At 63.4% G+C, this 24,682-nt stretch carries 22 protein-coding genes, 1 other RNA gene and 1 pseudogene; 1 reads left to right on the top strand and 23 read right to left on the bottom strand.

Annotated features, from left to right (window positions below; translation table 11 throughout):
* Nucleotides 1-2: 2 nt before the first annotated feature.
* The 16 genes from ftsZ to mraZ all read right to left on the bottom strand — a co-directional run bounded on the left by ftsZ (nt 3) and on the right by mraZ (nt 18,925).
* The gene (gene ftsZ / locus NKH71_RS01155; protein ID WP_352717182.1) at nt 3-1,673 is read right to left on the bottom strand and encodes a cell division protein FtsZ; all 1,671 of its coding nucleotides are present in this window, start codon (nt 1,671-1,673) and stop codon (nt 3-5) included.
* Nucleotides 1,674-1,740: 67 nt separating this feature from the next.
* Complete coding sequence (ftsA, locus tag NKH71_RS01150) at nt 1,741-3,048, bottom strand: cell division protein FtsA (RefSeq protein WP_352788554.1); 1,308 nt, start codon at nt 3,046-3,048, stop codon at nt 1,741-1,743.
* Nucleotides 3,045-3,986: a cell division protein FtsQ/DivIB gene (locus NKH71_RS01145; protein ID WP_023721197.1), complete on the bottom strand. Its 942-nt coding sequence runs from the start codon at nt 3,984-3,986 to the stop codon at nt 3,045-3,047. Before NKH71_RS01145 ends, ftsA begins: the two co-directional genes overlap by 4 nt.
* Entirely contained in the window at nt 3,974-4,900 is a 927-nt protein-coding gene (locus NKH71_RS01140; RefSeq protein ID WP_023721198.1) for a D-alanine--D-alanine ligase, read from the bottom strand. The genes NKH71_RS01145 and NKH71_RS01140 overlap by 13 nt, the downstream gene beginning before the upstream one ends.
* Before the next feature lie 314 nt (nt 4,901-5,214).
* On the bottom strand, nt 5,215-6,180 hold the full coding sequence (murB, locus tag NKH71_RS01135; RefSeq protein WP_031194586.1) for a UDP-N-acetylmuramate dehydrogenase: 966 nt from the start codon (nt 6,178-6,180) through the stop codon (nt 5,215-5,217).
* On the bottom strand, nt 6,177-7,583 hold the full coding sequence (murC, locus tag NKH71_RS01130) for a UDP-N-acetylmuramate--L-alanine ligase (RefSeq protein WP_023721200.1): 1,407 nt from the start codon (nt 7,581-7,583) through the stop codon (nt 6,177-6,179). The genes murB and murC overlap by 4 nt, the downstream gene beginning before the upstream one ends.
* On the bottom strand, nt 7,583-8,707 hold the full coding sequence (murG, locus tag NKH71_RS01125; RefSeq protein WP_023721201.1) for an undecaprenyldiphospho-muramoylpentapeptide beta-N-acetylglucosaminyltransferase: 1,125 nt from the start codon (nt 8,705-8,707) through the stop codon (nt 7,583-7,585). The genes murC and murG overlap by 1 nt, the downstream gene beginning before the upstream one ends.
* A 1-nt stretch (nt 8,708) precedes the next feature.
* A complete protein-coding gene (gene ftsW, locus NKH71_RS01120; protein ID WP_023721202.1) occupies nt 8,709-9,860 on the bottom strand; it encodes a putative lipid II flippase FtsW in 1,152 nt (383 codons plus the stop codon).
* Entirely contained in the window at nt 9,860-11,260 is a 1,401-nt protein-coding gene (gene murD / locus NKH71_RS01115; protein WP_023721203.1) for a UDP-N-acetylmuramoyl-L-alanine--D-glutamate ligase, read from the bottom strand. Before murD ends, ftsW begins: the two co-directional genes overlap by 1 nt.
* Before the next feature lie 8 nt (nt 11,261-11,268).
* On the bottom strand, nt 11,269-12,351 hold the full coding sequence (mraY, locus tag NKH71_RS01110) for a phospho-N-acetylmuramoyl-pentapeptide-transferase (protein ID WP_023721204.1): 1,083 nt from the start codon (nt 12,349-12,351) through the stop codon (nt 11,269-11,271).
* Between the two features lie 24 nt (nt 12,352-12,375).
* Entirely contained in the window at nt 12,376-13,809 is a 1,434-nt protein-coding gene (locus NKH71_RS01105; protein WP_023721205.1) for a UDP-N-acetylmuramoylalanyl-D-glutamyl-2,6-diaminopimelate--D-alanyl-D-alanine ligase, read from the bottom strand.
* On the bottom strand, nt 13,806-15,260 hold the full coding sequence (locus tag NKH71_RS01100) for a UDP-N-acetylmuramoyl-L-alanyl-D-glutamate--2,6-diaminopimelate ligase (protein WP_352894153.1): 1,455 nt from the start codon (nt 15,258-15,260) through the stop codon (nt 13,806-13,808). The genes NKH71_RS01105 and NKH71_RS01100 overlap by 4 nt, the downstream gene beginning before the upstream one ends.
* Nucleotides 15,261-15,314: 54 nt before the next feature.
* The gene (locus tag NKH71_RS01095; protein WP_352788564.1) at nt 15,315-17,042 is read right to left on the bottom strand and encodes a peptidoglycan D,D-transpeptidase FtsI family protein; all 1,728 of its coding nucleotides are present in this window, start codon (nt 17,040-17,042) and stop codon (nt 15,315-15,317) included.
* 14 nt (nt 17,043-17,056) lie between these two features.
* The gene (gene ftsL / locus NKH71_RS01090) at nt 17,057-17,434 is read right to left on the bottom strand and encodes a cell division protein FtsL (RefSeq protein WP_023676771.1); all 378 of its coding nucleotides are present in this window, start codon (nt 17,432-17,434) and stop codon (nt 17,057-17,059) included.
* A gap of 4 nt (nt 17,435-17,438) precedes the next feature.
* Nucleotides 17,439-18,470 carry a 16S rRNA (cytosine(1402)-N(4))-methyltransferase RsmH gene (gene rsmH, locus NKH71_RS01085; RefSeq protein WP_023721208.1) on the bottom strand — a complete coding sequence of 344 codons (1,032 nt, stop codon included), beginning with the start codon at nt 18,468-18,470 and terminating at the stop codon, nt 17,439-17,441.
* Complete coding sequence (gene mraZ / locus NKH71_RS01080; protein WP_352481541.1) at nt 18,467-18,925, bottom strand: division/cell wall cluster transcriptional repressor MraZ; 459 nt, start codon at nt 18,923-18,925, stop codon at nt 18,467-18,469. The genes rsmH and mraZ overlap by 4 nt, the downstream gene beginning before the upstream one ends.
* 406 nt (nt 18,926-19,331) lie before the next feature.
* Here mraZ and NKH71_RS01075 point away from each other — a divergent pair, with 406 nt between their 5' ends.
* Nucleotides 19,332-20,447, top strand: a complete 1,116-nt coding sequence (locus NKH71_RS01075; RefSeq protein WP_352495118.1) for a cystathionine gamma-lyase — start codon at nt 19,332-19,334, stop codon at nt 20,445-20,447.
* A 9-nt stretch (nt 20,448-20,456) separates the two neighbouring features.
* Here the strand turns inward: NKH71_RS01075 and NKH71_RS01070 are convergent.
* The 7 genes and pseudogenes from NKH71_RS01070 to NKH71_RS01040 form a co-directional block, all read right to left on the bottom strand.
* Nucleotides 20,457-20,749 (bottom strand): annotated as a pseudogene (locus NKH71_RS01070) (type II toxin-antitoxin system RelE/ParE family toxin).
* A complete protein-coding gene (locus NKH71_RS01065; protein ID WP_352481543.1) occupies nt 20,746-21,030 on the bottom strand; it encodes a type II toxin-antitoxin system ParD family antitoxin in 285 nt (94 codons plus the stop codon). The pseudogene NKH71_RS01070 and the gene NKH71_RS01065 overlap by 4 nt, the downstream one beginning before the upstream one ends.
* A 151-nt stretch (nt 21,031-21,181) precedes the next feature.
* An RNA gene (rnpB, locus tag NKH71_RS01060) (RNase P RNA component class A) lies at nt 21,182-21,580 on the bottom strand.
* Between the two features lie 59 nt (nt 21,581-21,639).
* Complete coding sequence (locus NKH71_RS01055; protein WP_352894149.1) at nt 21,640-22,383, bottom strand: lytic transglycosylase domain-containing protein; 744 nt, start codon at nt 22,381-22,383, stop codon at nt 21,640-21,642.
* 183 nt (nt 22,384-22,566) lie between these two features.
* Nucleotides 22,567-23,334 carry an N-acetylmuramoyl-L-alanine amidase gene (locus NKH71_RS01050; protein ID WP_352788568.1) on the bottom strand — a complete coding sequence of 256 codons (768 nt, stop codon included), beginning with the start codon at nt 23,332-23,334 and terminating at the stop codon, nt 22,567-22,569.
* Nucleotides 23,331-24,050 carry a J domain-containing protein gene (locus NKH71_RS01045; protein ID WP_023721214.1) on the bottom strand — a complete coding sequence of 240 codons (720 nt, stop codon included), beginning with the start codon at nt 24,048-24,050 and terminating at the stop codon, nt 23,331-23,333. Before NKH71_RS01045 ends, NKH71_RS01050 begins: the two co-directional genes overlap by 4 nt.
* A 281-nt stretch (nt 24,051-24,331) precedes the next feature.
* Nucleotides 24,332-24,538 carry a hypothetical protein gene (locus NKH71_RS01040; RefSeq protein WP_023721215.1) on the bottom strand — a complete coding sequence of 69 codons (207 nt, stop codon included), beginning with the start codon at nt 24,536-24,538 and terminating at the stop codon, nt 24,332-24,334.
* Between the last annotated feature and the right edge of the window lie 144 nt (nt 24,539-24,682).

The raw sequence follows: 24,682 nt of genomic DNA, 5'->3' as shown, positions 1-24,682 counted from the left end.
GATCAATTGGCCTGCCGGCGCAGGAAGGCGGGAATCTCCAGCTGATCGTCTTCCTGGACAGCCCGGCTCTGCGGCGTCAGTCGGCCCTGCTCGTCCAGCTGGCCGCGGCGCGGCGCGTAAAGCTGCGGATCCTGGCTGGCTAGGCGGCGCACTTCCGCCGGCGCCTGGCGCAGTTTCGGTTCGCGCGGCTGCGCCGGCTGCAGCCGTGCAGGTTCCTCTTCGCGGCGGGTTAGGCCGTTGGTCAGGCGCTTGAGCAAGCCCATCGGGCCGCTGTTCTCGTGGTCGGCCGGGCGGGCCTTGGCTTCCACTTCAGCCTTCACCTGCGGCGGGAAATCCTCTACCCGCGGCATGCGCTGGGGTGCCGCGGCAATCGGCTGCGGCATTTCACGATGCGGAGCCGGCTGCATCGCTTGCTGAACCACTGGCTGCATCATCGGCTGCGGCTGAGCGGGAGGCGCCTGGAAGATCTTGCTCTGCGGACGGAAGTCTTCCGAATGCGCGACCGGTGCCGGGCGGGCCTGCGCCATCGCTGCCGCATTCGCCTCGGCGAGCTGAATGGCCTCGGCGACCGGATCGGCAGCACGTGGTTCATAGATCGGCTGCTGGACAGGCGCCGGGCGCATTTCCGTGACCTGAGTCGCCGGGCGGCTGACCGGCTTCGGCGGAGCCGTGCGGATGGCGATCGGCGCTGCAGCGATTTCGGCCGCCGATTTGTCGATGCCGGTGGCGACCACCGACACGCGGATAACGCCTTCGAGTTCCTCATCGAAGGTGGCGCCCAGAATGATGTTGGCGTCCTGGTCGACCTCTTCGCGAATGCGGGTTGCGGCCTCGTCGACTTCGAACAGTGTCAGGTCGCGGCCGCCGGTGATCGAGATCAGCAGGCCCTTGGCGCCCTTCATCGAGGTCTCGTCGAGCAGCGGGTTGGCGATGGCGGCTTCCGCGGCGGCCATTGCGCGGCCCTCGCCCGAAGCCTCGCCGGTTCCCATCATCGCCTTGCCCATTTCGCGCATGACCGAGCGGACGTCGGCGAAGTCGAGATTGATCAGGCCTTCCTTGACCATCAGGTCGGTGATGCAGGCGACACCCGAATAGAGCACCTGGTCGGCCATGGCGAAGGCGTCGGCGAAGGTCGTCTTGTCATTGGCCAGCCGGAACAGGTTCTGGTTGGGAATGACGATCAGCGTATCGACACATTTCTGCAGTTCCTCGATACCCATGTCGGCCGTCTTCATGCGGCGCTGGCCTTCGAAGTGGAACGGCTTGGTGACGACGCCGACGGTAAGGATGCCCTTTTCGCGGGCAGCGCGCGCGACCACGGGCGCCGCCCCGGTGCCGGTGCCGCCGCCCATGCCGGCGGTGACGAAGCACATATGCGTGTTCGAGAGATGATCGATGATCTCGTCGATGCACTCTTCCGCCGCCGCGCGCCCGACTTCAGGCTGCGATCCGGCGCCGAGACCCTCGGTGACATGCGCACCGAGCTGGATCAGCCGCTCGGCCTTCGACATCGTCAGTGCCTGCGCGTCGGTGTTGGCCACCACGAACTCGACGCCGCGCAAGCCGGCGGTGATCATGTTGTTGACGGCATTGCCGCCGCCGCCGCCGACACCAAACACGGTGATGCGCGGCTTGAGCTCGGTGATGTCCGGCTTCTGCAGATTGATGGTCATTGTCTTCGTCCTTTGCCTTTCCCGCCGCTTCGCCGCCGCGGCCGCCTATGGGGCTGTCCCCGTCAAATTAAAAACTGTCTCTCAACCACTGACTCATTCGATGCAGTTTTCCGCCTGTTCCGGTCATCCGAAGACCGGAAATTCCCTTCGCCGGGCGGCTCTCGAAGCTCGCCATCTGCGGGTAGATCAGAAGTCCGACCGGGGTCGAGAAAGCCGGCCCCTTGGCCGCCTCGGGCAGGCCTGCCACGCCGAGCGGGCGGCCAATACGTACATTGCGGCCGAGAATGCGGCGTGCTGCTTCGGGCAGGCCGGCAAGCTGGCTGGCGCCGCCGGTCAGCACCACACGCTTGCCGACGGCATTGCCGTAGCCGGACTTGTTCAGCCGGTCGCGCAGCAGTTCCAGCGTCTCGTCGATGCGGGCGCGGATGATGCGCGTCATCACCGAGCGCGGGATCTGCAACGGCACTTCGCCGTCCTCGCCGATCGGATGGATCGAGACCAGGTCGCGGTCGTCGGCGCTTCCTGGCAGCGCCGAGCCATGCATCACTTTCAGCCTTTCAGCGGCATCGAGCGAGGTCGATAGGCCCTTGGCCATATCCAGCGTGACGTGGTTGCCGCCAATCGCGATGGCGTCGCCGTGGACGAACTTGCCTTCCGAAAATACCGAGATCGTCGTCGTGCCGCCGCCCATATCGATGCAGGCCGCGCCCATTTCGAGCTCGTCGTCGACCAGCGCGGCAAGCCCGCTGGCATAGGGCGTCGCCACCATGCGCTCGACCGACAGATGCGAGCGGTTGATGCAGAGCTCCAGATTGCGCAGGGGCGCCGCGTCGCCTGTCAGCACGTGCATGTCGACGCCAAGCTGGTCGCCAACCATGCCTCGCGGATCGCGCACACCGCGCTCGGCATCCAGCGAAAAGGCCACGGGAAGCGAATGGATCACCTCGCGCTCAGTCCGCAGCGCCTGCTTGGCGCCGGCGGCAAGCACGCGCTTGATGTCGGCCTCGTCAGCCTCATGGCCGCCGAGATTGATGGTGGCCGAAAAAGCCTCGCTCTTCAGCCGGCCGGCGGTCATGTTGACGATCAGCGAATCGACGGTCAGTCCCGCCATGCGTTCGGCGGCGTCGACGGCAAGACGGATGGCGTGCTCGGCACGGTCGAGATCGATGACGACGCCCGATTTCACGCCTTGCGATTTCTGGTGGCCGATGCCGATCACCTGGATGCGATGCGAGCGTCCGCGCAGCAGCTTGCCATCGTCGCGCGGCTTGAGCTTGGCCACCACGCAGCAGACCTTGCTGGAACCGACATCCAGCACCGTCAGGATGCCGGACCGGCGCGACGAGGCATCGCTGTTGCCGCCAAGCCAGCTCATATCTTCGTCTCCGGCTTGCGCTTCAGCATCTTGGGCTTTTCGTTAAGCGCAGCCTCGCGCTGCGTCGCCGCTTCCGGCGTCAACTGGACGACCAGACGGTCGGAAAGGCGCATGTCGACGGCTGCGATGTCGCGCGTCAAAAGCCCGTTCTCGTGGTCCATCCTGACCAGGTCGGCAATCGCCTGGTCCTCACCGTCTTCGGGAAGCTTGACGGTGATGCCATTCTCAAGCTTGAGATCCCAGCGCCGTTCGCCGATGCGGATATAGCCTTTGATCCGCGCGGCAAGCTCCGGATAATTCTTGATCCTGGCCAGGAAATCCGGCGCCTTGGCCGGTGCGCCGGTGCCGATGATCAGCGGCAGCAATATCTGCTTGCCGCCGGAGAACGGCGCGATCACGGTGCCGGATTTCTCGATGACCGAAAGCGCGCTCCCTTGCTGCCACAGCGCGAACGGCTCGCGCTCCTCGACGCGCACTTCCAGCGTATGCGGGTAGACTTTGCGCACTGCCGCGGCTTCGACCCAGGGCAGCGTGGTGATGCGTTCGCGCGCAGCTTCGGCATCGAAGCCGATCAGCGAGGTCCAGCCGTCGAGTTCCAGCCTGTCGAGAATATCGATCTCGGAGGTTTCGCGGTTGCCGACGACCTTGACCTGGTCGACGGCAAAACCGGTGCGGGCGGTGACACTCTGGACGATGGCGTCGGCATGCCCGCCGAGATAGGCGCCATAGGCGCTGCTCGAAATAAGCAGTGCCGCCGACAGGATGGCAGCGCAATAGGGCGGCGCTTCGAAATCGCCCTCGCCGAGGCGCGCCAGCACACGCACCGGCCGGCGGAGCAGGCGTGGCAGCACGAAATGGTCGAACGACAACGGCATGCCGAACAGCACCGGCCCGGCCGCGCCCTTCCCCTTGCCCTGTCCCCACTTCAACGCAGACACGAAGCGTCCTCCACCATCCAACTCAACAAATCGCCGAACGAGTGTCCCGCTTGCGCGGCGATTTCCGGCACCAAAGACGTCGGCGTCATACCCGGCTGGGTGTTGACCTCGAGCCAGACAATTTCACCGTTTTCGGAGTGACGATCGTCATAACGGAAGTCCGACCGGGAAACGCCCCGACAGCCGATAGCTTGGTGAGCCTTGAGCGTCAGTGTCTGTATTTTTTGGTAAATATTCGGTGAAAGTTTTGCCGGGCATTCGTGTTTTGATCCGCCCGCGACGTATTTTGAATCATAGTCGTAGAAGGAATGGCCGGTCGGGATGATCTCGCAGACACCGAGCGCCACATCGCCCATCACCGCGCACGTCAATTCTCGCCCGTGCACATAACGCTCGACCATCACCGTATCGCCATATCTCCACTCGGACGAGCCGATGATCTGCGGTGGATGCGACTGGCCTTCATGCACGATGACGACGCCGAAGCTCGATCCTTCGTTGACCGGCTTGACCACATAGGGCGGCTTCATCGGGTGCTTGTTCTGGATGGCGAAGCGATTGGCCACCTTCGATTCCGCTACCGGAATGCCGGCAGCTTTGGCGACCTTCTTGGCCTGTTCCTTGTTCATCGCGAGCGCCGAGGCAAGCACGCCGGAATGGGTGTACGGAATGGCCAGATACTCGAGGATGCCCTGGATGGTGCCGTCCTCGCCGAAGGGGCCGTGCAGCGCGTTGAAGACGACGTCGGGCTTGAGCTCGACGAGCACCGAGCTGATGTCGCGCGAGACGTCGACCCGGGTGACCTGGTAGCCCTCCCCCTCGAGTGTATCGGCGCAGGCTTTGCCCGACGACAGGGACACGGGCCGCTCGGACGAGAATCCCCCCAGAAGGACGGCCACGTGCTTGCTTGTCATTCCCCGTCATTTCCTCTCACAGCAGGCCTGCACCATCGTGCATGGCCCGAAAAGCATCGCGCGCACTCAAATACGCCGAGCAGCTTTGCTCCCGTGTTTCCGCAACATTGAGTCCGAGTCTCCCGGCAGGTTGCCCCCCAGACGGAAACGCGAGTAACGCGTCGAAACGACTCAAATCAGGAAACGCTTCAGGGCAGAGAATCAGAGAGTTGATTCGCTGGCAAGTGCTTACGATTCCGATGGATTCACTTTCCGCAAAAACGGCAGCAAAATGTGAATTCATGAGGTCCGGAGGCAACGGTCTTCGGCTTGCGCTAAAGCAGCTGCCCGAGAAATTCCTGGACGGCATGGCCCGGCCGAAAATTGCCGATGCGCTTGATCTCCCACTGCAGCCGGATGCCCGATCTTTCGAGCACGCGCGCACGCACCGTCTCACCGAGATATTCAAGCTCGTAGCCTGTGGCGGTCCCGGTGTTGATCATGAAGTTGCAATGCATCGGCGACATCTGTGCCCCGCCGACCATCAGGCCGCGGCAGCCGGCCTTGTCGATTTCCTTCCAGGCCGAGGTGCCCTCGGGATTCTTGAAGGTCGAGCCACCGGTCTTTTCGCGGATCGGCTGCACGGTCTCGCGATGGTTCTGGACAGCATCCATCGCGGCCTTGATCGCCGCCTTGTCCTCCGGAACGCCTTCGAACAGCGCCGACGTGAAGATCAGCCCGGACGGCGCAGCTGAATGGCGATAGGCATAGCCCATGTCGGCGTTGCTCAGCACATGCACATTGCCCTTGCGGTCGAGCGCCCGCACCTCGACCACGCGCTCGCGCGTCTCGACACCGTTGGCGCCGGCGTTCATCCTCAGCGCTCCGCCGATGGCGCCGGGAATGCCGTGGTAGAAATGAAAGCCGCCGATGCCGGCCTCGTAGGCAACGGCCGCAACGCGCTTGTCGGGTGTCGCGGCCCCCGCCTTGATCGTGGTCGGCGCTATCACTTCGGTCTCGCCAAAGCCTTTGGCCGAAAGCCGGATGACGAAGCCCGCAATGCCGCCGTCACGGACAAGCAGGTTTGAGCCGACGCCGACGATGGTCAGCGGTATTTCCTCGGGCACCGCCTTCAGGAACGCGGCAAGATCGTCCTCGTCGGCCGGCTGGAACAATGCCTCCGCGAGCCCGCCGGCTCGAAACCAGGTGATCTTGTCCATCTCGGCATTGGGCGTGATGCGGCCGCGCAATCCGGCAAGCCGGTCGCCAAGCTTGTCGATCAACGCCTGGCCGCGCATCATGAGATAGTCCCGCCGAGTTCTTTGGGCAGCGCATAGGCCCATTGGGTGATGTTGCCAGCGCCGAGGAAGACGACGAAATCGCCCGGCTTCGCCACCTCGCGCACGATCGGCGCAATCGCCGCCGGACCTTCGATGTAGCGTGCGTCGCGATGGCCGCCGGAGCGGATGCGCGACACCAGTGCGTCGGACGTAACGCCGTCGATCGGTTCCTCGCCGGCCGCATAGACGGGCGCCACCATTACCGTATCGGCGTCGTTGAAGCAGACGGAAAACTCGTCGAACAGATCGCGCAGCCGAGTGAAGCGATGCGGTTGGGTAACGGCGATGATGCGGCCCTTGGTGGCGCTGCGCGCCGCCTTCAGTACCGCCGTGATCTCGACCGGATGATGACCGTAATCGTCGAACACATCGACACCGTTCCACGAACCGGTATGGGTGAAGCGCCGCTTGACGCCGGCGAAGGACGACAGGCCCTTCTTGATCGCCTCGGCCGAAAGGCCGAGCTCATGCGCGACGGCAATCGCCGCCGTCGCATTGGAAACGTTGTGGCGTCCGGGCATCGGCAGCCGCAGACCGGCAATCGTTATCTGGCCGTGCGTCTTGCGGTCGCGGATCACCACGTCGAATTCCGAGGTTGGGCCGTCCATGCGGTGATTGGTGAAGCGCACGTCGGCCTGCGCATTTTCGCCATAGGTGATGACGCGCCGGTCCTCGATGCGGCCGACCAGCGCCTGCACCTCGGGATGGTCGGTGCACATCACGCCGAAGCCGTAGAACGGCACATTCTCGACGAACTGGCGAAACGCCTCGCGCACTTTATCGAAGGAGCCGTAATGGTCGAGGTGCTCGGGGTCGATATTGGTGACGACGGCAATCTCGGCCGGCAGCTTGAGGAAGGTGCCGTCGCTCTCGTCGGCCTCGACCACCATCCATTCGCCGTCGCCCATGCGGGCGTTGGTGCCATAGGCATTGATGATGCCGCCATTGATCACCGTCGGGTCGAGCCCGCCGGCATCGAGTAGCGTCGCCACCATCGAAGTCGTCGTTGTCTTGCCGTGCGTGCCGCCGATCGCGACCGCCTGCCGGAAGCGCATCAGCTCGGCTAGCATTTCGGCGCGCCGCACGATCGGCAGCAACTTCTCTCTCGCCGCCTTCAGCTCCGGGTTGGATTTCTTGATTGCGGTGGAGACGACGACCACTTCGGCCTCGCCGAGGTTCTCGGCCTGGTGGCCGACGAAGCATTCGATGCCCTTGTCGCGCAGCCGCTGCACATTGGCGCTGTCGGCCTGATCGGATCCCTGCACCTTGTAGCCGAGATTGTGCAGCACCTCGGCGATGCCGCTCATGCCGATGCCGCCAATGCCGATGAAATGCACGAGGCCGATCGTCTGTGGCATCTTCATCAATGCGTCTCCTTCCTGAATTCCGAAACGGATTTCCTGGACGCAATAGCCTCTGTCAGATCGGCGAGCAACCGCGCGGCATCCGGTTTACCGGACGATTTCGCCGCCGCAGCCATTGTCGCCGCCCTGCCTGGATCATCCATTAGCCCGCCGACAAGCGCAGCGATCCGCTCCGCCGAAAGCGTGGATTGCGGATGCACCTCGGCGCCACCCGCTGCGGCAAGGGCGGCCGCATTCGCCGCCTGGTCGTGGTCGAGCGCGTGCGGATAAGGCACCAGCAGCGCCGGCCTGCCGATCACCGCGATTTCCGATACGGTCGACGCGCCGGAGCGCGACATCACCAGATGCGCCGCCGCGAGCCGCGCCGCCATGTCGGTGAAGAAGGGCGACACCTCGGCCTCGATGCCAAGCGCGGCATAGGCGGCTTCCACCCGCGCCACATCGTCGGCGCGGGCCTGCTGCGTGATCGCCAGTCGCCTACGCTGTGCATCGGAAAACCGGGCGATCGCCGCCGGCACCGCATCGGAAAAGAACTGCGCGCCCTGGCTGCCGCCAAACACCAGAAACCGGAACGGCTCTTCGCCGGCCGATGCAGCATAGGGTGTATTCGCTGCTTCCAACACTTGCGGCCTGACCGGATTGCCGGTGGTCACCGTCTTGGCGCCAGTGGCACTGATGTCTTCCGGCAGGAACCCGCCGGCAACGGCGTCGACGCGGCCGGCGAGCGCCCGATTGGCGCGGCCCATCACCGCATTCTGCTCGTGGATCAGCGTCGGCACCTTGCGCCGGGTCGCCGCGTAAAGCGGCGGCAGTGTCGGATAGCCGCCGAAGCCGACCACGATGGCGGGCTTGATGCTGGCGATGACGGCCGACGCCTGCCGCACCCCGCGCCAGATTTTCCAAAACGCGGCGAGCATGGCAAAAGGATTCTTCGAGCCCATCGTCGCCGACTGGATCGGATGGATGGCGGTCGCCGGGAACTGCCCGGCAAAGCGCTCGGCGCGGTCGTCGGTGGCCAGATGTACCGCCCAGCCGCGCGCCTTGAGCTCATGTGCCAGCGCCTCGGCCGGGAACAGATGTCCGCCCGTTCCGCCAGCAGCTAGAAGGATGACCCCCTTCGCCATCTCACTCCGCCGGCATCGCACGCGGCGACGGCATGAAGCCCAGCTGCTTGCGCTTTTCCGGGCGCTTGCGCGTCAGCGCCAGCACCATGCCCATCGAGATGGCGATCGCGATCTGGGAGGAACCGCCATAGGAGATGAACGGCAGCGTCATGCCCTTGGCCGGCATCAGTTGCAGATTGACGGCCATGTTGATGACCGACTGCAGGCCGAAGACGGTGACCAGGCCGCCAACCGCGTAGCGCGTGAAATCGTCCTGCTCCTTGAGTGCCGTGTTGAGGCCGCGCAGCACGATGAAGCCGAAGATGGACATGATGAAGAAACACATGATCAGCCCGAATTCCTCGCCAGCGACCGAGAAGACGAAATCGGCATGGCTGTCGGGGATGACCCGCTTGACGGTGCCCTCGCCCGGCCCGACGCCGAACCAGCCGCCATTGATCAGCGCCTCGCGGCCCATGTCGACCTGGAACGTGTCGCCCTCGCCGGTCATGAAGCGGTCGATGCGGCCGGCAACGTGCGGGAACACCGCATAGGCGGCGAACACGCCGCCGACGCCGGCAGCACCCAGCGCGACGATCCACAGCCACGGCAGCCCGGCCATGAAGAACATCACCCCCCAGGTGCCGAGCACCAGCATGGTCTGCCCCAGGTCAGGCTGCGCCACTAGCAGCGAGATGACCAGCGCAAGCAGCAACATGGCGAACAGATTGCCCGGAATGTCGGGCTGGCGCTTGTGCTCGGCGAACAGCCAGGCGCAGATGATGACGAAGCCCGGTTTCAGGAACTCGGACGGCTGTATCGACAGGCCGGCAAGCGATACCCAGCGCCGCGCGCCTTTCACCTCGACGCCGATATAGAGCACCGCCACCATCAAAAACAGCGTGATGCACAGCATGACCAGCGCCATGCGCCGGATCTGCCTGGATTCAAGGAACGAGACGGCAAGCATCACTCCAAGTGCCGGAATGGTGAAGATGATCTGGCGTGTGGCGAAGTGGAAACTGTCTAGTCCGATGCGTTCGGCCACCGCCGGGCTTGCGGCGAAGGACAAAACGATGCCGAGGCCCATCAGCGACAGGAACGCCGCCAGGAACCAGCGATCGATCGTCCACCACCAGGTCGCCACGGGGCTTTTGTCGAGACGGCTTTGCATTATCGTGTCCCTCCGATGGGCTTCACGCCATCAATGGCGGTTGCGGCTTGCCTGAACGCCTCACCGCGGACTTCGAAATTCTTGAACTGGTCGAAACTGGCGCAGGCCGGCGACAGCAGCACCACCGCCTCGCCGCTACTATCCTTGGCCGCATCGCGGGCGGCGTGTTCGACCGCCGCAGCCAACGTGCCTGATATCTCGTAGGGCACCGCTTCGCCCAGCGTCGCCGAAAAGGCCGGTGCGGCTTCGCCGATCAGATAGGCCTTGGCGATACGCGGGAAGAAGCCGCGCAACGGCTCGATGCCACCCTCTTTCGGCAGACCTCCGGCAATCCAGTAGATACGCGCAAAGCTCGACAGCGCCGGTGCCGCGGCATCGGCATTGGTCGCCTTGGAATCGTTGACGAACAGCACATGCCCTTTGCGGCCGACCTGCTCCATGCGGTGCGCCAGCCCCGGGAAACTCTCCAGTCCGGATTGGATCTCGCCGAGCTCGAGCCCGACCTTGAGGCAGGCGGCGGCGGCGGCCAGCGCATTCTGCGCGTTGTGCTGGCCGCGCAACGAGCCGATGCCTTCGAGAAAGGCGACCCGGCTGTAGCGGCCGTGCACGGCTTCCATCAGGTTGGTGCCTTCGGCGAAATAGCCGTCGGTCAGCGGCAGGCGCTTGGAGATGCGAATGATCTGCCGGCCCGCTCGCTCCAGCCGGTCGGCGATCTGGGCGCACCAGGAATCGTCGACACCGATGATTGCCGTCTCGCTGCCGGCCACCAGCCGCTCCTTGATCGAGGCGTAGTGTTGCATCGTGCCATGGCGATCGAGATGGTCCGGCGTCAGGTTGAGCAGGATGCCGGCCGTCGGATTGATCGAAGGGGCAAGATCGATCTGATAGGACGAGCACTCAACCACATAGTGCCGCTCGGGCTGCGGCGGATCGAGCGTCATCACCGCGCGGCCGATATTGCCGCCCATCTGCGTGTCGCGCCCGGCCGATTTGAGGATGTGCGCCGTCAATGCCGTGGTCGTCGACTTGCCGTTGGTGCCGGTGATGGCGATGAAGGCTGCTGCCGGCGCCCGCGCCGTCCGCTCGCGGCAGAAAAGCTCGATATCGCCGATGATCTCCACGCCTGAGCCCCGCGCGAGCTCGACGGTCCAGTGTGGCTTGGGATGCGTCAGCGGCACGCCGGGCGACAGCACGAAGGCGGAAAACCTCGCCCAGTCCGCGCCGCGCAGGTCTGCGGTGGCGATGCCGACCGCGCCGGCCTTGGCAACGCTGTCGGGATTGTCGTCCCAGGCGAGGACGTCCGCGCCGCCCTCGATCAGCGCGCGCGCCGTGGCAATCCCCGAGCCGCCGAGCCCGAAGAGCGAAACGCGCTTGCCTGAAAAGGATGCGGCGGGGATCAAGCGGCCTCCTATCTGAGCTTCAGGGTCGACAGCCCGACCAGCGCCAGAATGACGGCGATAATCCAGAAGCGGATCACCACCTGGCTTTCGGTCCAGCCGAGCTTTTCGAAATGATGGTGGATCGGCGCCATCAGAAAGACGCGCTTGCCGGTCATCTTGAAATAGCCGACCTGGATGATGACCGAGAATATCTCGACGACGAACAGGCCGCCGACGATGACCAGCACGATCTCGTGCTTGGTCGCCACCGCGACCGTGCCGATCAGCCCACCCAGCGCCAGCGAGCCGGTATCGCCCATGAAGATTGCCGCTGGCGGCGCATTGAACCACAGGAAACCGAGACCGGCACCGATCACCGCTCCGAGGACCACGGCAAGCTCACCGGTGCCGGGAACGAAATGGATCTGCAGATATTCAGCGAACACCGCATTGCCGGAGAGATAGGCGATGACGCCGAAGGACGCCGCCGCGATCATGATCGGCACGATCGCCAGCCCGTCGAGGCCGTCGGTCAGGTTCACCGCATTGCCGGCGCCGACGATGACGAAGCACGAGAACGGGATGAAAAACCAGCCGAGATTGACGAGAAACTCCTTGGCGAAAGGGAATGTCAACGATGACGAGAACGGCACCTGGCCGTTATGCATGATCACCCAGGCGGCGATGCCGGCAATGACGAATTCGAGCCCGAGCCGCGCCTTGCCGGAAAAGCCGAGATGCGATTGCTTCGTCACCTTGAGATAATCGTCGTAGAAGCCGATCGAGCCGAACCCCAGCGTCACCAGCAGCACCACCCAGACGTAGATGCTCGACAGGTTCGCCCACAGCAGCGACGAACCGACGATGCCGGACAGGATCATCAGTCCGCCCATTGTCGGCGTTCCCGCCTTCTTGAAATGCGTCTGCGGCCCGTCGGCGCGGATCGGCTGGCCCTTGCCTTGCCGCAGCCTCAGCGAATTGATGATGGTCGGTCCGAAGATGAACACGATCAGCGCCGCTGTGATCAGCGCTCCGCCGGTGCGGAAAGTTATGTAGCGGAAGACGTTGAAGACCGAGATCTTGTCCGCAAATTCGACGAGCAGTGTTAGCATGCGCTTGCGTCCCCCGGACCGATCCTAGGTCTGTCTGCTGGTTGTGGCTTCCGCCGGAAACTTGCCGAGCAACGCCTCGACCAGCTTTGAAAAGCCTATGCCCTTCGACGATTTGATCATGACCACGTCGCCGGGCTTCAATTCCGACAGAAGCACCGGTTTCAGATCTTCCGCGCCGGCGCGGTATTCCGTCTTGATCTCGCCCGGCAGCACGTCGGCCAGCGCCCGCATTTCCGGGCCGCCGAGGAAAACCGTGCGCGTATCGGTGCCGACGATCAGGTCGGCAAGCGCGGCATGCAATTTCGCCGAATGGCTGCCGAGCTCGAGCATGTCGCCAAGCACGGCAATGCGCCTGCCCTCGCCCGACACCGGTGTGGTGTTGAGCAGTGCCATTGCAGCGGTCATCGACGCCGGATTGGCGTTGTAGCTCTCGTCGATCAGTGTGATCGGCCCCTTGGGATGGCGCAACACATAGCGTTTGCCGCGTCCGCGTTCGGGCGAAAGATCGGCCAGCGCCTGCGCAACCCTGGTGACGTCGGCGCCGACCAGATGCGCGGCACCCAGCACGGCCAGCACATTCTGCACCATATGGCGGCCCGGCGCGCCGATCCTGGCGACAATCTCGTGTCCGCCAATCTTGGCGGCTATCACGGAGTGATCGGCATTGAGCTCGCATTTGATCAGTTTGAAGGTCGCCCGTGCATTCTCGCCGAACCCGTAGACATGCTCGACGCCCGCTTCTTTCGCCATCTTCTCCAGCAGCTTCCAGCGCTGGTCGTCGCGGTTGAGAAGGGCGGCGCCACCGGGCTCCAGTCCCTCGAAAACCTCTGCCTTGGCCTTGGCGATCTCGTCCAGGTTGCGGAAGAAGCCGAGATGAGCGGCCGCGATCAGCGTAATGATGGCGACATGCGGCCGGACCATTTTGACGAGGGGCCGGATCTCGTCCGGATGGTTCATGCCGATCTCGAAGACGGCATAGTCGCAATCCTGCGGCATGCGCGCCAGTGTCAGCGGCACGCCCCAGTGATTGTTGAACGACTGAGCCGATGCATGCACCGTACCGACCGCGGACAGAGCGTGGCGCAGTGCTTCCTTGGTGGTGGTTTTGCCCGCCGAACCGGTCACGGCAATCACCCTCGCCTTCGAGCGTGCGCGCGCCGCAACGCCGAGCTTTTCCAGCGCGACGAGCACGTCCTCCACGACGATCATCGGTGCCGTCAGCCGCCCCAGCGACGGCAGCTTGCCCTCGGCGACGACAAGCACGCCGGCGCCCGCCTTGATGGCGGCGGTGACGAAATCATGGCCGTCCATCACCTCGCCCTTGATGGCGAAGAAGGCGTCTCCCGGCTGCAGGCTGCGGCTGTCGATGGAAATGCCGGCGATGCCTTCAGGCATCGGACCGAGCGGCCGGCCATCCATGGCGGCAACCAGCGCCTCGGAGGTCCACAGATAGCTCACGCCGCTTGCTCCCTGAGCGCCGAGCGAACTTCCTCATGATCGGAAAAATGCAGCGTCTCGGTGCCGATGGTCTGGCCTTCCTCATGGCCCTTGCCGGCCACGATCAGCGTGTCGCCAGCGTGAAGCATCCCGACTGCCTCGTGGATGGCCTTGCGCCGGTCGCCGATCTCGATGGCGCCAGGTGCGGCCTCCAGGATCGCGGCGCGGATCGTCTCGGGAACTTCCGAGCGGGGATTGTCGTCGGTGACGATGACGACATCGGCCAGCCTTGTGGCGATCTCGCCCATGATCGGCCGCTTGCCCCGGTCACGGTCGCCGCCGCAACCGAATACGACGATGACGCGGCCGGTGGTAAAGGGACGCACCGAAGCCAGCACGTTTTCCAGCGCGTCCGGCTTGTGCGCGTAGTCGACATAGACCGGTGCGCCATTGGCGGCCGTCCCAACGAGGTCGAGCCGCCCCGGCGCACCCTTCAATTTCTCTAGCGCCATCAACGCCTTGGCAACAGATGTTCCAGTCGAAATGGCGAGGCCCGCCGACACCAGCGCATTGGCGATCTGGAAGTCGCCCGCCAACGGCAGGTCGACTTCATGGAGAACGCCGTCAACTTCGACCTCGGCGCGTTGGCGGTGGCGCTCGTGCTCGACCCGCTTCAGCCGCAGGAAATCGCCGTGGCGGCCGACCGTCAGCACGTTCAGTCCCGCTGCCCGCGCCGCCTTGATTGTCGGCTCCGACCACGGGTCGTCGGCAAAGATGACGGCCGGCGCGCTCTTCGGCAGCAGCGCATCGAACAGACGCAATTTGGCGCGATGATAGTCCTCGACCGTCGGATGATAGTCCATATGGTCGCGGCCGAGATTGGTGAAGCCGCCGGCCGCAAGCCTGACGCCATCGAGCCGGCGCTGGTCGAGGCCATGGCTGGACGCTTCCATCGAGGCGTGGGTGACGCCGGCCTCCGCCAACTCCTTGAGCAGCCTGTGCAGTGCCACCGGATCCGGCGTGGTCAGCGAGCCATATTCATTGCGGCCCGGCGCCACCACGCCGGTCGTGCCGATCGAAGCGGCGACCAAACCCGCCTGCTCCCATATCTGTCGGGTGAATGCGGCGACGGAGGTCTTGCCGCTGGTGCCGGTCACCGCGACCATGGTTTGCGGTTGCTTGCCGAAAATACGGGCAGCACTCAGCGCCAGCGCAAGGCGCGGATCGTCTACGACAAGAACCGGAACTGGCAGCCCGGCGACCGCACTGCCCTTGCCGACAACAATCGCGGCAGCGCCGCGGCTCGCGGCATCGGCGGCATAGGCTGCGCCATCCGCCTTGGAGCCGGTGAGCGCGAAAAAGACAACACCCGGTGTTACCTGGCGGGAGTCCGACGAAATCCCTGTAACCTCCATGTCGAAGGAAGCTGTCCCCTCGACAGGCAGGATACCGGCTAGATTTTTCAGCTTCATCGAACCCCGTTCATCGCAACAAAATAGCGCGCAGTTGCCGGCGCGCCCCAAGAATCACTGATAGGAAACCAGCGTTGCACCATTTTCATGGCTGAAATCTGGCTTCACGCCAAGCATGGAAGCCGCACGTCGGATGATGTTTGCAGCCATGATGCCCGCATTCGAGGCAGCCGTGGCACCCATGCCGGGCTTTTCCGGCTTCGGTTCGTCGGCGATCGTAAGCACTATGTATTGCGGATCGTCCATTGGGAAAGCCGCAACGAAAGCGTTGAAATTCTTTTCCTTCGAGTAGCGGCCGTTGACGACCTTCTCCGCCGTTCCCGTCTTGCCGCCCACCCGGTATCCTGGCACCCGGGCATTGCGGCCGGATCCCTTTTCGGCATTGAGGGCATAGAGATACCGCATGCCCTCGACGGTCTTGTCGCTGACCACTTTCTTGGCCACCGCCATCGCCTGCTCCTGGGTGCGCGGCAGGAAGGTCGGGTCCATCAGATAGCCGCCATTCATCAGCACGGCGCAGCCGACCGCCGTCTGCAGCGGGGTCGTCGACACGCCGTGGCCGAAGGCGATGGTAATCGAATTGACCTGCTTCCAGACCTTGGGCTCGGTCGGCCGGGCGACTTCCGGCAGTTCGGTCTGCATCTTCTCGAGGATTCCCAGGCGATGCAGGAATTCGCGGTGTCCGTCAATGCCAACCGCTTCGGCTTCCTTGGCAGAGCCGATATTGGATGAGTAGATGAACACTTCCGGCACCGACAGCACCCGGCCCTTGCCATGGAAATCATGGATGGTCTGATGGCCGATCCTGATCGGGCGCGATGCGTCGAAGCGGCTTTGCAGCGTTATCTTGCCGGAATCGAGCGCCATGGCGGTGGTGAAGCTCTTGAAGGTCGACCCCATTTCGTACAGGCCGGCGGACATACGGTTGAGCCGGTCCTTGTCCTGCGCGTTATAGGGGTTGTTCGGATCGAAATCTGGAACCGACGCCATCGCCAGCACCTCACCGGTCTTGACGTTGAGCACGACGGCACCCGCCGCGATCGCATGGTACTTTTCCATGCCGGTGGCGACCTCGTCACGTACGATATGCTGGACGCGCAGATCGATCGAGAGCTGGACCGGCTTCAAATCCTTGGCCACCGCCAGGCCCGACGCCTGAAGATCGCTCAAGCCCTGTTCGTCGATGTATTTCTCCATGCCGGAGATGCCCTGATTGTCGATGTTGGTGAGGCCGACAATGTAGGACGAGGTTTCGCCGGCCGGATAGAACCGGCGCTTTTCGGTGCGGAAGCCGAAGCCGGGGATGCCGAGCTGCATGATATCGGCCTGCTGCTTCGGCGTCAGTTGCCGCTGCAGCCAGACGAAGCCGGCGCCGCTCTTCAGCTTGTTGTATGTCTGCTCGTAGTCGATCTCGGGAAGCACCGTCGACAGCTTTTCGATCGCCTCGTCGGCATCGACGATGCGGCGCGGTTCGGCAAACAGCGACGCCGTCTTGATGTCGGTCGCCAGCACTTCGCCGTTACGGTCGACGATGTCGGGCCGCGATGCCGTCACCCGGCTCTGCGGCCCGCCCGACAGGTCGGGGTTCTGGAAACCCAGATAGACCAGCCGCCCAGCAATGGTCGAATAGATACCGAAGAACACCGCCATCGTCATGACAATGCGGGTCCTGCCCTTGCCACCGGTTGCCTTGCGGGCACCTTCGACCACGATCGATCCGCCCGCGCCGGGCTTCGAACCGCGCTTCAGCAGCCTGCCAACCTGTGGAAATCTGGCGGCCATTGGAAATCCGGTGATCATTGGACGATGCCTCCGGTCACCACCGGATCCTTGCCGCCAATATCAGCCATGCCGCCCAGCCGCTGCGATGAAAGGTCCTCGATGTTGACGGGTTTGGCCGGCAGATCGTCCAGCCCGACGATCTGGCGCGCATTGACCGGCTCGAGTCCGAGTTGCGATTTGTAGATTTCGGTGAGCTTCTGCAGGCGCGACGGCTGGGTAAGCAGGCTCCAGTCCGCCTTGAGCAGGTCGATCGTGTCCTCTTCATAACGGATCTGCGCCTGGATCTTGTGCACTGCCGCCAGTTGCTCCTCGGCCTCGCGCTTGGTCTTGTAGGTCAAGGCAGCCGCCGAAACCATGACGGCGATCAGGACTATGTCGCTGGTACGAAACACGTGTTCACCTCTCTCCCGGTCGATCGGCACCGGGAAGCTTTGGGCCAGGCAGTTTTGGCAGGCCGAAAATCGAAAAATCACCAGCGCGCGCCGGCGCCTCTGTACGGATCGCAGCGCGCAGCCTTGCCGAGCGCGCCCGCGGATTGGCCGAAATCTCGGCATCGCCAGGCGTCACGCCGCTGCCCTTCTTGGTGAAGGTGGCGGTGCGCGCCTGCGCCTCGGGCAGGTGCCGCGATCCGGTCGCTGAATCAGCTCTGTCGGCGATAAAGCGCTTGACCATGCGGTCCTCCAACGAATGGAAGGTCACCACGGCAAGCCGCCCGCCCGGTTTCAGCACGCGCTCGGCGGCAAACAGCGCCTTTGCCAGCTCGCCGAGCTCGTCGTTGACGAAGATGCGCAGCGCCTGGAAAACCCGGGTGGCTGGATGGATCTTGTCTTTCGGCGCGCGGCCGATATGCGTCTCGATGGCATCGGCAAGGTCGAGCGTGCGCTCAAAGGGGCGTTTTTCGCGACGGCTCTCGATCATACGGGCGATGCGCCCAGCATGGCGTTCTTCGCCGAGAAAACCGAAGATGCGGGCAAGATCGCCCACCTTGAAAGTGTTGACGACGTCGGCGGCGCTCAGGCCCGCCTGCGCCATGCGCATGTCGAGCGGTCCATCGGCGCGGAATGAAAAGCCGCGCTCCGGCTGGTCGATCTGCATGGAGGAGATGCCGATGTCGAGCACGACGCCATCGGCACTTTCAACCTGCTCGTCGAGCGTTGAGAACGGTGCCTGGACAAGCCTGAGCCTGCCGCCGGACTGCTGTTCAAGGGTCCGCCCCGCCGCGATCGCATCCGGATCGCGGTCGATGGCGACGACCGAGGCTCCGCTTGCCAGAATGGCCTTCGTGTAGCCGCCAGCACCGAACGTGCCGTCGACGAGCACCTCGCCTTTTGTCGGCGCCAGCGCCTCCAGAACTTCGGCAAGGAGGACCGGAATGTGACGGGCTGGTCCGCCAACGGCATGAACTTCATCGCCGTCGCCCGCCATCATTCCGGCCGCTCCCCGGGCTTCGTCCCCTGCCGAAGCTGCAAAAGCCGGGCGCGAGCTTCCGTCCCATAGGCGCTGAGCCGTCCCGGCTCCCAGATCTGAAAGAAATTGCCGCGGCCAACGAAGGCCACTTCCGCTGAAATGCCGGTATGCTCGCGAATGAAATCGCTCATCGTGATACGGCCGTCCTGGTCGAGCTTCAGAAACGTTCCATCGCCATGGCAGAAGAACGACATGTCGTCCGCCGCCTGCAGGAACGGGTCTTCCTGCGCGATGCGCTGCTCGTAGCGATCGAGCAGGTCGAGCCCACCGACATCCATCGCCGGGCGATCCAGGCAGCGTAGCGCATAAAGTTCCGAATAGCCGCGTTTCTGCACAACGGCACGGAAATGCGCCGGCACGGACACCCGTCCCTTCGCATCGATCCTGTTCACCGCGTTCGACAGAAACCGGTCCATTACGCCTTACGGCCGCTTGCGCCGCCGCACCCCTCTGCATCTTCCTGTCCGCGCCGCCCCGGCCCGGTCGCCGTCCAAAACCCACTTCATTATGACGGGCGAACGCAGGCAAACGCGCAGCCGCCGCGGCTGCCCGATTGGCGTACGCTTCACCCTGACACGGAACGAAGGCTTGAGTATCGGAATGGGATATCATGGGGTGTTATGGGCGTCAACGGGAACAGTCTTCAAAACGCGCCTGCCACGACTGGGGAGAGCAGCTTTGACGGCACTCCGGTCTTTATCCTCCATTAAGCCTAACGAAGGGTTTAGAGCCGTGTGGTCCAACCGGACGCGGCTTGCTGCGGATCGTTGCCGCGCATAGCCTCGGCATCTCCTTTTCCGGTCAGTAACGAGGTTTGAAGCCATGTCTGAAACAGCCAAGTCGCGCGCCGCGGCACTTCCTCATCTGCGTCGCGCCGGGCTGGCCAAGGGCGACCCAATTCCCTTGCCCTTGACCATGGCCGCCATTTTCCACGCGCCGGGTGACGCCACCGGCTACGATCAATATGGCCGCTTCAGCAATCCGACCTGGGATGCAGTCGAGCACATGCTGGCGCATCTGGAAGACGCCCCATGCGTCGCCTTTCCCTCGGGAATGGCTGCCATCTCGGCGGTGTTTTTCGGCCTGCTCAAAGCCGGCGACCGTATCCTGCTGCCGTCCGACGGCTACCATACGACGAGAGCGCTGGCAGACCGTTTCCTGAAGTCCTTCGGCGTCGCGTACGATGTCCGGCCGACATCGAGCTTCCTCGACGGCGGCTTTGACGGATACCGGCTTGCCTTCGTCGAAACGCCCGCCAATCCAGGACTGGACATATGCGACATCGCAGCCGTCGCCGAAGCCGTGCACAAAGCGGGTGCGATGCTTGTGGTCGACAACACGACGATGACGCCTTTCGGCCAGCGCCCGCTCGATCTCGGCGCCGATATCGTCATTGCTGCCGACACCAAGGCGCCGAACGGCCATTCCGATGTGCTGTTCGGCCATGTCGCCAGCCGCAACGCAGATATTATCTCGAGGGTGACCGACTGGCGCGAGACGTCGGGCGCCATCCCCGGGCCGTTCGAGGCATGGCTGGTACATCGCGGCCTCGAAACGCTGGACGTGCGCTTCGACCGCATGTGCGCTTCCGCCGAAATGATAGCGCGACGGCTGAAAGACCATCGCGCAATCAGCGGCTTGCGCTTTCCGGGACTGGAGAGCGACCCATCACACAATCTTGCCCGCGCCCAGATGGAGCGCTTCGGATTTCTCATCTCGTTCGTGCTCGCCTCGGAGGACAAGGCCGAGGATTTCATCAACAACTGCGCGTTGATGCAGGCAGCGACATCGTTCGGCGGCGTCCACACTTCGGCCGAACGGCGATCAAAAAGGGGAGATGCCGTTCCGCCCGGCTTCGTTCGCTTGTCGATCGGCTGCGAGCCGGTGGAAGAGCTTTGGCAGGCGATCGAGACGTCGCTAGACCGCATCGGCACCTGAGCAGCGCGACTACGAATTCAGATCGCCGGCGTCGATCTTGCGCCGGCCGTGGAGAACGCGAACGATTTCGATCGCCTCTTCGCGGACACGATACAAAGTGAGGTATTCGCCGACGATCAGGTGACGGATGCCGGGCGCAATGTCTTCGCGCGGTGCACCTGAGAAGGGATGCAGGGTCAGCAAATCCACCGCCTTTGCAAGAGATCCACGAGGCGAACCGCCGCATTTGGATTCTGTTCGGCAATGTAGTCGACGATGGCTTCGAGGTCGATCAATGCCTGAGGAAGCAGGCGATATTTCACTCCTCAAGGCCTTTGGCCTCGGCCATTTTCAGATATTTGGCGCGCAGCCGTTCCATGATTGGCGGCCCGTCCAGCGCCGGTCCGCTGTCGATCCCCTCCTGCGCCATCTTGCGCAATTCCTCGACCGTGTAGCCGAGCAGGTCGCGCCTGTCCTTCCATTGCCTCAGTGCGTCGCGGATCACCTCGCTCGCCGAGGCATATTCGCCGGCGGCGACCACGTCGTCGACTGCCGCGGCCAACTCCGGCGACAGCGTGATGCTGCGTTTATCGACCTGTCCCATGACGCGCTCCTGAATATCGTCATCAACTGGTACGATTTAATCGCACCATTTTCAAGGAATGTCGCGCTCGATTGCGGGTCGAAAAGTGAATCAACGGCTGCGCCCGAAGACGTAACCTGCTGATATCAGGAGATTTCCTTTTATCGGGGAAACTGCCAGCTGGCCTGTAAGCCGGGTTCTGTATGGCCCTCGCCCCTTACGGGGCGAGAACGTGGCGGCCATTCATCTTGGGCGCATGTTGCCATGCGCCTCACGCAACCTACCCGGACGGTGAGCCGGAAACAGCCCTCGAGGGTTTCCCCTCGCACCGCCCCTATTCGGTCTTGCTCCCGGTGGGGTTTACCGTGCCGCTCCTGTTGCCAGTCGCGCGGTGGGCTCTTACCCCACCCTTTCACCCTTGCCACGATTAGATCGTGGCGGTTTGCTTTCTGTGGCACTTTCCCTGGGGTCGCCCCCGCCGGCCATTAACCGGCACCGTGTCTCCATGGAGCCCGGACTTTCCTCACCCGCAGCCTTTCGGCTTCGCGGGTGCGGCCGCCCGGCCAGCTGGCAAGGCGTATAAAGGGGTTCAGGCCCGAAAACGCAAACGAAAAAGCAAGTTATCGCTTGTCAGGCGGGCGCTCCAAGTGCTGCCAGTTGCACCTTGACCTTGCCGCAATAGGCTGCGGACACCGGGTTCATCCGTGTGGCGCCGTGGCCGGCATTGTATTTCAGGATCGTGCCGCAGGTCGTGCCGCCGCCGAGATCCCGCGCCATGGCAAGGTACTTCATGCCGTATTTGATGTTGGTATCGGGATCGTAGAGACCCTGAACCGAACCGCTATAGCCCATCATTCTTGCCGTCGCCGGCTTGATCTGCATCAGGCCGATCTCGCCGGCGCTGCCGACCTGGTTCGGCTGGTAGTTGCTCTCGATCTTGATGACGGCATTGGCGAGCGATACCGGCACGCCGTAGCTGGCGGCATATCGCGCAATGATCGCCGAATACTGTCCGCTGCCGCCGACAACCGCCGCCTGGGGCGCTGGCCTGCTCTTCGGAGCGACTGACGCTGTTGCCATACGGTCGATGCGTTTGCGATTACGCTTCACATGCTGTTTGGAGATTGTCTTTCTCGCAGCGGTTGGCCTTTTCGCGGAGACTGGCTTTTTCGTTCTTACCGCGGCCGCTTTTTCCACTTTTGCGGTGGTGGTCTTCTCTACTTTTGTACCACCTTTCGGCATGGCGGTTTTGCCGGCTGCGGCACTGAAGCCTTGATCGACCCGCTGGCTCAGCGGCGCGCTGTTCGCCGCGCTGAAGGCAAAAGTCATTACGCCGGCAGCAATGGCTGCCGTTAAAACGGTCAATTTCTGCATGTGATCCTGTTCTGTTTGATCTGCACAAAGAACTTCGCGCAGATACCCTCAATCAACATCGGAACATCTGGGGATAGAGATCCGACAATCTGTACGGATCGCCTTTGACGACGGAATTGGCGCCAAAGAAGGCGGCGCAAGTCACTTTAGGTAACAGATTGTAACTTTTAATCTTGGAAAAGATTATTTGAGAGAGGCTATCCTTGCGGAAGCGAGCAGCCTTTCCAGCGTGCGGATCGTCGATCCGTCAGCCATGCCATCGACCAGGCGCTGCCGGAAATGCCGCTGAAATGCCTCGACCACGATTTCGGTCTGCCGGTCGAAAGCGCCGGTGATCTCGACGCCATAACCATAGAGCGACAGCATCGACTGCAGCGCCTCGACCTCGGCGCCGGTATCATCTGGCTTCAGTACGGCGCCGCGCCGGATCGGTGCTGCCGGCACAACATGGCCGACACCGGCGGCAAACAAGGCTTTCCATGGAAATTTCTCGCCCGGATCGACCTTGCGCCCCGGTGCCACGTCGGAATGGGCGAGCACCCGCTGCGCCAGAATGGAATGGCGCTCGACAATGCCGACGCACAGGCCGATCACCGCGTCGATCTGCGGTTTTGCAAAATTGCGATAGCCGAGAGTATGCCCCGGATTGACGATCTCGATGCCGATCGAACAGGAGTTGATGTCGCTCTGTCCGAACCACGAGCTCTTGCCGGCATGCCAGGCGCGATCGCTTTCCCTTACCATCTGAACAATGCGGCCGTCCTCATGGACCAGATAGTGCGACGAGACCTCGCTTGCCGGATCGCACAGCCATGCCTCGGCACCGGCGCCGGTCGCCATGCCGGTGTAGTGCAGCACGATCATATCGGGTCTAAGCCTGCCGCGCCGCGGTCCGAAATTCGGCGATACCCTAACCTCGGCGCTCGGCTCGTCGGGCGGAAAGCCGCTCATGCGTGCCGCAGGCCTCGCTCGATCATCTCATAGGCCGCGTTGATCGCCGCCAGCCTGGTCGTCGCGATCTTGATGAATTCCTGCGGCAGGCCGCGTGCGATCAGCCGGTCCGGATGATTGTCGGAGACCAACTTGCGGTAGCGCCTGCGGACCTCCTCGAACGGCTTCCCACGCTCGATGCCGAGCACAACATAAGGATCGGCGGCGCCCAGATCGACATGCCGCGCCAGGATGCTCTGGTAGTGCGCCTCATCGATGCGGAAGATCTCGGCGATGCGATGCAGGAATTGGCGCTCGCGCTCATGCACCAGCCCGTCGGCCTTGGCGATGTGGAACAGCCCGTCGAGTATGTCCTCCAGCATCAGGCAATTCGAATGGCCCGAACCGCAAAGCTGCGCCATCCGCTCGGCATAGGTTTCGAAACCGGCAATGTCGCGTTTGGCCAAATCGTAGAGCCGCGCCACATTGCGCCTCTGTTCCTTCGGCACCTCGAATATTTCCTGGAAGGCGCGCACCTCGTCTTGGGTGACGATGCCGTCTGCCTTGGCCATCTTGGCCGACAGCGCGATCATCGCCACCGAGAAGGCGACGCGCCGGCGCAGATCGGCATCGCCGGAGAAAACCGTGCGCACGGCTTCGACCACTTCGGCGACGCCTGACGACGCTGAAGATGAAACGCGTGTGACGAAGTCGCCGAGGCGGTCCCAAATCGACATGAGGGTTTCATAGGGCCAACCGCCCATCGCTATCAAGCCAAGACAGTGCCGCAGGGGCTGGCCCAATCGATTTGGCGGAATGCCTGAGGCGGCTGGCGCTAGCGCTCACCCATGGAAAATCCGCAGACGGCAGCCTCGGCGCGCAAACGGCGAGCCTAGCGATTGGCGCCTTGGGTCGTCGTTTCGGCGCCAGCGTCGGCGCACTCGGCCGCAAGGCGCGGGTATCGTAAGCAGCAGAAAGGCCGGCGTGTGAGGCCGGCCTCTCTTGGTTGTCACATCAATTACTGCGCAGGGGCAGCCGGCGCAGGAGCGGGGGCCGGGGCCGGCTCGGCCGGTTTGTTAGCGTCAGGAGCAGCCGGCTTCATCGTCTGGTCGGATGCCGGCGGGTTAGTGCTCTGCGTCGTAGTGTTGTCGGTGCCGCTATCGCTGCAGGCCGCAACGCCAAGCAAGGCAAGCGCCGAGACCGACGCAAGAATGAGTTTCTTCATGATATCTCTCCTCTAATCACGCCACCGTTACCGGCGACGATCGAGAACACAATGCATCAGGTCATGATGAGTTTCGTAACGTTGCGTTTCCGCGTGTAACATCAAGCGCTTGGCCGTACAAAGCGTTGAGCACTAACAGGATGC

The organism is Mesorhizobium sp. M0983 (genome assembly GCF_040318975.1).
In the GTDB taxonomy this organism is placed as follows: Bacteria; Pseudomonadota; Alphaproteobacteria; order Rhizobiales; family Rhizobiaceae; genus Mesorhizobium.
This window is presented reverse-complemented; position numbering and strand designations above follow the sequence as displayed.